Origin of the sequence: Leucobacter chromiiresistens (genome assembly GCF_001477055.1) — a bacterium.
Classification (GTDB): domain Bacteria; phylum Actinomycetota; class Actinomycetes; order Actinomycetales; family Microbacteriaceae; genus Leucobacter; species Leucobacter chromiiresistens_A.
In genome coordinates, this window is the sequence record NZ_LDRK01000028.1 from 63370 (window position 1) to 70263 (window position 6894).

A 6894-nucleotide genomic window follows, 5' to 3' on the forward strand; every position below is an offset into this window, starting at 1 on the left:
AGGCGCGACTACCCGAGGCCGACGATAGGGTCGAGTCATGAAGGATCCGCTGCCTGGCACCGGCACGGGCGACGAGCTCGGGCCGAAAAACAAACCCATTGAGTTCGTGGACGACGGTGAGTTTCGGCATCTCGATTACTGGAACTCGTTCCAGTTCGACCCTCCCCTGACGCATGACGACTGCCTGAAGATCGCGTCGCTGGCGAGGGAGCTCGGGTACCAGATGCTGTTTCGTCGGGCGGACTACTCGTTGGAGGAGGTCCAGGAGCAGCTACTCGACAGGGGGCCCGGCTCGTTCCTCAATTTCACCTGGCTACAGGAGGACATATCTCCTAAGGAGCCACCCAAGTCGGCGGAGCAGCGGATGGCTGAGCGTATGAGCAGGCTCTCGCCGACCGAGCATCTGTTGATTACCGACCCGTACCTCTTCACCAGCGGACGGAAGCGGGATAGCCAAGACTACGCCGCTTCCGTGGTGAAGATGATCAGGCCCGCGCTAACGGCAAGTCTGAACATCACCGCGATCGTAAACCCCACGCAGAATGACAACGAAGTGCGAACCGCTGTCCTCAACGAACTGCACGCCCAGGGCTTTCACCTGGACATCTCGGTCGTGGAGTCGCATGACTTCCATGACCGATTCTGGATCGCGGACCGCGCACGTGGCTTCGTCAGCGGCTCCTCGCTCAACAAGATCGGCAGCCGCATCTTCTTCGTCGACGAACTAAGCGAATCCGATGTCCGGGATGTCGTCGCCGAAGCCGACGCCATCATCGACCAGCGATAGCGACGGAAGTTTTCCACCCCATAACTCCCACGAGCAAGGCCAGCGCCATCGCGACGGCCTGAGCGCCGAACGCCCAGACAAGCAGCTCGCCCGCAGGGTGCCCGCACCGAGCAGGACCGTGCCCACCGCCGAGCCGCCGATATTGGCGCACTTGAGTTCACGCCCCTCGGAGCTCCACGTCCTCAGGTTCGGGCAGCTGGCCCCCAAGTAGACGGCGGCGTCGGCCGAAACACAGAGCGACCTGCGGGTGGCTGTCAGGTGTCGTTCGCCCTGGGTAAAGGCAAATTGAACCTGCGATCCTGGCCCTTTGGAGACAGATGCCGAACGAGTAACTCATCCAGGCACAAAGCGACCAAGGGCGCTATCTTTGGAGGCAGCACTCCAAAACAGGCCGGGCGTGTCGCGGTGACATTCGCCTCTTGCTGGTGACATCTGCGGTGACATCGCATACGAAAGACAACGAAACCCCGATCAGAATTAGCTTCTGATCGGGGTTTTTGTCGGGCTGACAGGATTTGAACCTGCGACCCCTTGACCCCCAGTCAAGTGCGCTACCAAGCTGCGCCACAGCCCGTTGTTCTTCAGCTTCGCCGGTCAGAGTCTGGCCTGCGCTGCCGAGGCAACCCCTCTATATTACCCACACTCGGAGGGCGGATCGAACCAACGGCGAGAAATCGCGCCCCAGCCGCAGAAACCCGGGCGCGCCACCCACCACGAAGCCGCTCTGAAGATCAACGCGAGCCCACCAAGAGACTCACTCAGCAGCGAGATCGACGACGGCGGCAGAATACGCATCCACCAGCTCATCGGCCGCCACCAGCGCTCCGAACTCGGCGCTGCCCGAGCCGATCGCGATCCGGCGCCCCGCCAACCGGGCATCGAGCACGACGGGCCACGAACCCGCAGCGCCCAGCGGCGTGATCGTGCCGCGCACGTAGCCGGTCGCGGCGAGCGCGCCGTCGGCATCGGGCAGCGACAGCTTGTTGACGCCGAGGTGCGCCCGCAGCTTCGCCCACGAGAACTGCGCGTCGACGGGGGTGAGCACGAGCACGAAGCCCCGCTTCGTCTGCACCACGATCGTCTTCACGAGCTCGACGCCGTCTACCGGCGCGGGCCGCTTCCCCGGCGTGCGCGCGACAAACGAAACAGCAAGCCCGCGCGTGGCGGCGTCACGGGCAGCGGCGGCGTAGGGCTCGACATCGGTCGACATGCATCCTCCTCGGGAAACGCGAAACACGGCAGGGCCGAAATCGCCCGCCGCACCGACCACAACGCCCTGACACCATCCGCGCATTCCCGCAATGGGGCGACCGACACGCGCGCGATGCGGCAGGTCGCAGATACGCTGTGACCATGAGCGACCTTCGAAACCCCGGTGACGCCTGGGTCACGGCGGGCGACGGCGGGCGCTACTGGGGCCGCTTCGGCGCCGCCGGGCTGCTGGCCTACGACCACGCCCGCGACGCGATCCTGATGCAGCACCGCGTCACCTGGAGCGACCACGGCGACACCTGGGGCATCCCGGGCGGCGCCCGGCACGAGGGCGAGTTCGCGAACGACGGCGCGATCCGCGAGGCGCAGGAGGAGGCGGGCGTTCCCGATGACGCGGTGCGCCCCCGCTACACCCACGTGCTCGACCGCGAGGGATGGACGTACACGACGGTCGTCGCCGACGTGGTGCAGCAGTTCGAGCCCGAGATCACCGACCCCGAGAGCCACGCCCTCGCGTGGGTCGCGCTCGAGGAGGTCGAGAACCTGCCCCTGCACCCGGCGTTCGCGTCGAGCTGGCAGATTCTGCGGCCCCTGCTCGGCCCGCCGCCCACGGTGGTGGTCGACGCCGCGAACGTGATCGGCAGCGTGCCGAACGGCTGGTGGAAGGATCGCCGCGGCGCCGCCGAGGGCCTGCGCGACCGCCTGCACCGCTACCTGGAGACCTCGAACGGGGTGCGCGCCGGGTTCCTCGACCTCGCCGAGCCCCGCGTGCCCGGCCTCGACCGCGTCTACCCCGACTGGATTCTCGTGGTCGAGGGCAACGCGCGCGGCATCGACAGCACCGACCGAGTGCGGGTGCTGAGCGCCGCCGAGACGGGCGACGACACGATCGTGAGCGCCGTCGAGGCGCTGAGCGCGAGCGGGTCGATCACTACGGTCGTCACGAGCGACGCGGAGCTGCGCGTGCGGGTCGGCGCCGCGGGCGCCACTACGGTGCGGGGCGTCAAGAAGCTGCTGAGGATCCTGCCGGAGGCGTAGCGGGGCCCGCGTCGCCGGGCGCCTGCGCGGGGTTGCCACCGGCACCGGGCGGCTGCGCCGGGCTTTCGTCGGCACCGGGCGCCTGCACCGGGTTACCGCCGGCACCGGGCACCTTGCCGGTGGGCGCGCGCCGCCGCAGCGCGGCGACGATGCCGTACGCGAGCAGTCCCTGCCCGATCGTGTAGGTGAGCATGACGACGCCGCTCGTCCAGGTGGTGCTGCCGGGCACGAACAGCCGAAAGGCGAGGATCGCGTCGGAGAGCAGGAAGCACGCGCCGCCCCACGCGATGACCGGGCCGCAGCGGGTGGCGAGCGCGGCGGTACCGACGAGTACGAGCCCGTACGCCATCACGGGGATGGACAGCGACTTCGTGTGCGGCAGCAGCAGCGCGATGAGCACGAGGTACGCGATCACGTACACGAGGCTCCAGGCGGGCAGGCGACGCCGCGCGACGCCCGGCACGCGCCAGAGCAGCACGATGTAGGCGAGGTGCGCGATCCCGAAGCAGACGAGCATCGCGGGCAGCTCGCTGTCGAGCATCGGGAAGAAGGTCGCGGCGCCGTCGCCGAGCCACGAGCCCGTCAGGGCGGCGAGCAGCAGGGCGACCGCGCCGGCAGGCACGGGCCGGATGCGCAGTTCGGGCACGAACGCGACCGCCGCCACAACGCCGGCGGCGAGCGCGGGCATGAGCAGCAGCTTGGTCCACCCCTCGAACGCGTACTGCCCGAAGCAGGCGATGACGTGCACGAGCGACACCGCGACATACGGTAAGAACGGAAGCGAAGCTCGAAGGCGCTCGGTCATACTCGCATCATAGGCCGGGCCGCGCCCGGCTGGCGGGGCGGGTTACGCCTCGACGAGGATCCCGTCCTCGTCGCACCACACGGTGACGCCGGGGCGGAACTCCACTCCCCCGATCTCGACCGGCACGTCGACCTCGCCCGCGCCCGTCTTCGTCGATTTAGCGGGGTTCGATCCGAGCGCCTTCACGCCGAACGGCAGCGTGCCGATCGCGACGCGGTCGCGGATCGCGCCGTGCACGATGAGCCCCGCCCACCCGTTGTCGCAGGCGAGCTCGGCGATCTGGTCGCCTACGAGCGCCGTCTCGAGCGAGCCGCCGCCGTCGATCACGAGCACGGCGCCGTGCCCGTCGCTCGAGAGCGTCTGCCGAATCAGCGCGTTGTCTTGAAAGCACCGCAGCGTGCGCACCGGCCCGGTGAACCCGGTCATGCCGCCGATGTTCTGCAGCTGCAGCGACACCGACCGCAGCTCGCTGCCCCGCTCGTCGTAGAGATCGGCCGTACTGATCTGCGCCATCTTCTTCCCCCTCACGCCCGTCATCGGGCTGACCGGCGTGGTGCCGGTCGTCTGAGTGTCACGTTACCCGCTCCCTCCGACATCGGGTGGAACCACCGCCAGCTCGGCGAAATGCGGCGCAATGCGGCGGTCGACCGCGTGCGGCGAGCCCTCGAGGCTGCGACTTCGGTGGGGCTCGCGCGGCCTATCCCGTGCGGGTATCCCGCCGAGAACCGCGCAGGACGTACCCCGCGAAGACGCTGAACAGTACGAGCATGGAGAGCAGCATGCAGGCTCCCACGTGCGGCGCCCACTCGAAGAGGCTCACGAGGGAGCCGATGGGAACCATACCCGTCAGAGCTCCGCCGAGACCGGCGCCGATCGCACGCGCACCGACCGAGACATCCGCCTGATTTTTCGACTCGTGACTGATGCGCGCGATCCACACTCCGAGCCGTGCACCGAGACCTGCAATGCAGCCCGCTGCGACCCCGGGAACCACCACCAGAACGAGCACCCATCCGAGCGACCACCGGGAACCGGGATGCAACGCGGTGTTGACCGCACCTGCGCCCAGAAACACCACCGCGGCCAGCAGCACCCCGACGAGGGCGAGCCGGTTCCACCCGGGCGGCTTCGGCTCCGACTCCGACTCCGCCATCACACCAGCACCCTACTTCGCTGCCACCGACGAGCATCCGGGCAATCCCACTGTACAAAAGTACATGTACAGATGTACAGTAAGCGGAGGCACCCAATTCCCCCCTCTCGCCCGAACCGACCACGAAAGGAGCAGCCATGCACGAAACCACCGAATCCGCCGCGCCCGCCGCACAGGCCGCACCCGCCGCTCCCCGCCGACGGGATCCCGAGGGTCGGCGCCGCGCGATCCTCGCCGCAGCTACCGAGATCATCGTCGAGGAGGGCGCCGCGGCGCTCACCCACCGCGCCGTCGCGAAGCGCGCCTCCGTGCCGCTCGGCTCGACCACGCAGTACTTCACGTCGATCGACGACATGCGCGAGTGCGCCCTGCAGCAGCTCGCCGACGAGATCGACGAGTCGATCGCACGGCTCGAGCCGTTCATCGCGACCATCTTCGAGCACCCCGACCCCGTCTTCGACGAGCTGCTCGCCTACCTCGAAGACCCGCGCACCGTGCACGCCGACATCGCGCTCATGACGAGCGGCACCACCGACCCCCGACTGCGCGCGCTCGCACTGCGCTGGCCCGAGCGCATCGTCGACCTCCTGTCGACGCAGGTGGGGCGCGAGCGCGCCGTCGCCATCGCCGTGTTCATCGACGGAGCGACCATGCACGCCGGGCTCACCGGCACGCCGCTCGGCCGCGACGAGCTCACCCGAGCGCTGCAGGCCCTCATGACGATGCCCGTGCCGGGCTCGGCGCACACGTAGCGCAGCGGCCGCACCCGACACCCACTCGCACGACCCCAGACCGAATTCAGAAAGACTGTGATCCCCATGTCCGACCAGCGCATCGCACCGCACTCCGCACCGCACCACGCACCGAGGCCCGCGGCGCTCAGCCGAGCCCGCCGCTGGGCCGCGCTCAGCGTGCTCACCGCGAGCCTGCTCGTCATCACCATGGACATGACGATCCTCAACATCGCGCTGCCCGAGATGGCGGCCGAACTGCACCCCACGAGTGACCAGCAGCTCTGGATCATCGACGTCTACTCGCTCGTGCTCGCCGGCCTGCTCGTCTCGTTCGCCGCGATCGCCGACCGCTGGGGCCGCAAGCGCATGCTGCTGCTCGGCTACTCCATCTTCGGGGTCGCATCGCTGCTCGTGCTGTTCGCCACGAACGCCGAGTCGGTCATCGCGATCCGCGCGATCCTCGGCATCGGCGGCGCGATGATCATGCCCATCACCCTCTCGCTCATCCGCGTCATCTTCACCGACGCCCGCGAGCGCGCCACGGCCCTCGCCATCTGGGCCGCGGTCTCGGGCCTCGGCGCCGCCGTCGGCCCCCTGCTCGGCGGGCTGCTGCTCGAGTACTTCTCGTGGCACGCGGCGTTCCTCGTGAACGTACCGCTCATGCTCACCGGGGTGATCGCCGGCATCGCGATCCTGCCCGAATCGCGCGTCGCGCACACCGGCCGCTGGGACTTCCTCGCCGCCGCGCTGTCGCTCGTCGGCATGACGCTGCTCGTGTGGGCCATCAAGACCTTCGGCAAGGAGGCGAGCCTGCTCGTGCCCGAGGCGCTCGTCGCGTTCGCCGCCGGAGCCGCCCTGCTCGCCTGGTTCGTGGTGCGCTGCCTCCGCAGCGCGTCGCCGCTGCTCGACCTCGGCCTCTTCCGCAACCGCGTCTTCTCGGCCGGAGCCATCGCGGCCCTCGGCTCGACGTTCGCGATGATCGCCGCCCTGCTGCTCATCGCGCAGTGGCTGCAGCTCGTCGACGGCGCCTCCCCCGTCGAGGCCGGCATCCGCCTCTTCCCCATCGCGATCACCGGCGCCCTCGCCTCGCTCACCGCCCCCGTGCTCGCCCGGCGCATCGGCGCCCGCGCCGTGCTGGCGGGCGGCCTCGGCTTCGCGGGCGTCG

Annotated in this window: 8 protein-coding genes and 1 tRNA gene; 4 read left to right on the top strand and 5 right to left on the bottom strand. The window is 69.1% G+C overall.

All coding sequences use genetic code 11. The features are described from left to right. The first annotated feature begins 37 nt into the window (after positions 1-37). Positions 38-787 carry a hypothetical protein gene (locus NS354_RS06450; RefSeq protein ID WP_058593754.1) on the top strand — a complete coding sequence of 250 codons (750 nt, stop codon included), beginning with the start codon at positions 38-40 and terminating at the stop codon, positions 785-787. Between the two features lie 500 nt (positions 788-1287). Here the strand turns inward: NS354_RS06450 and NS354_RS06455 are convergent. Both NS354_RS06455 and NS354_RS06460 read right to left on the bottom strand, forming a co-directional pair. Further along, positions 1288-1361: transfer RNA gene (locus NS354_RS06455), tRNA-Pro, on the bottom strand. Between the two features lie 180 nt (positions 1362-1541). Then, a complete protein-coding gene (locus tag NS354_RS06460) occupies positions 1542-1997 on the bottom strand; it encodes an aminoacyl-tRNA deacylase (protein WP_058593755.1) in 456 nt (151 codons plus the stop codon). A gap of 143 nt (positions 1998-2140) precedes the next feature. Between NS354_RS06460 and NS354_RS06465 the strand changes: the two genes are divergently transcribed. Beyond that, the gene (locus tag NS354_RS06465) at positions 2141-3037 is read left to right on the top strand and encodes an NUDIX domain-containing protein (protein ID WP_058593765.1); all 897 of its coding nucleotides are present in this window, start codon (positions 2141-2143) and stop codon (positions 3035-3037) included. On the opposite strand, the gene NS354_RS06470 is transcribed toward NS354_RS06465, so the two are convergent. The 3 genes from NS354_RS06470 to NS354_RS06480 all read right to left on the bottom strand — a co-directional run bounded on the left by NS354_RS06470 (position 3003) and on the right by NS354_RS06480 (position 4998). Continuing rightward, on the bottom strand, positions 3003-3794 hold the full coding sequence (locus tag NS354_RS06470; RefSeq protein ID WP_241490394.1) for a lysoplasmalogenase: 792 nt from the start codon (positions 3792-3794) through the stop codon (positions 3003-3005). The genes NS354_RS06465 and NS354_RS06470 overlap by 35 nt on opposite strands. Before the next feature lie 90 nt (positions 3795-3884). Beyond that, the gene (gene rraA, locus NS354_RS06475) at positions 3885-4355 is read right to left on the bottom strand and encodes a ribonuclease E activity regulator RraA (protein WP_010154808.1); all 471 of its coding nucleotides are present in this window, start codon (positions 4353-4355) and stop codon (positions 3885-3887) included. Between the two features lie 184 nt (positions 4356-4539). After that, entirely contained in the window at positions 4540-4998 is a 459-nt protein-coding gene (locus NS354_RS06480; RefSeq protein WP_193750718.1) for a hypothetical protein, read from the bottom strand. 134 nt (positions 4999-5132) lie between these two features. Between NS354_RS06480 and NS354_RS06485 the strand changes: the two genes are divergently transcribed. Together NS354_RS06485 and NS354_RS06490 are read left to right on the top strand one after the other, a co-directional pair. Further along, positions 5133-5747 carry a TetR/AcrR family transcriptional regulator gene (locus NS354_RS06485; protein ID WP_058593757.1) on the top strand — a complete coding sequence of 205 codons (615 nt, stop codon included), beginning with the start codon at positions 5133-5135 and terminating at the stop codon, positions 5745-5747. 66 nt (positions 5748-5813) lie between these two features. Continuing rightward, positions 5814-6894 (top strand): MFS transporter (locus NS354_RS06490; protein WP_058593758.1); only part of this gene is annotated, 1081 nt, incomplete at its 3' end.

Bases quoted from the DNA above. Each gene is read 5' to 3' on its own strand.
- NS354_RS06450 (WP_058593754.1), top strand. From the start codon at position 38: ATGAAGGATCCGCTGCCTGGCACCGGCACGGGCGACGAGCTCGGGCCG.
- rraA (WP_010154808.1), bottom strand. From the start codon at position 4,355: ATGGCGCAGATCAGTACGGCCGATCTCTACGACGAGCGGGGCAGCGAG.
- NS354_RS06465 (WP_058593765.1), top strand. From the start codon at position 2,141: ATGAGCGACCTTCGAAACCCCGGTGACGCCTGGGTCACGGCGGGCGAC.
- NS354_RS06460 (WP_058593755.1), bottom strand. From the start codon at position 1,997: ATGTCGACCGATGTCGAGCCCTACGCCGCCGCTGCCCGTGACGCCGCC.
- NS354_RS06485 (WP_058593757.1), top strand. From the start codon at position 5,133: ATGCACGAAACCACCGAATCCGCCGCGCCCGCCGCACAGGCCGCACCC.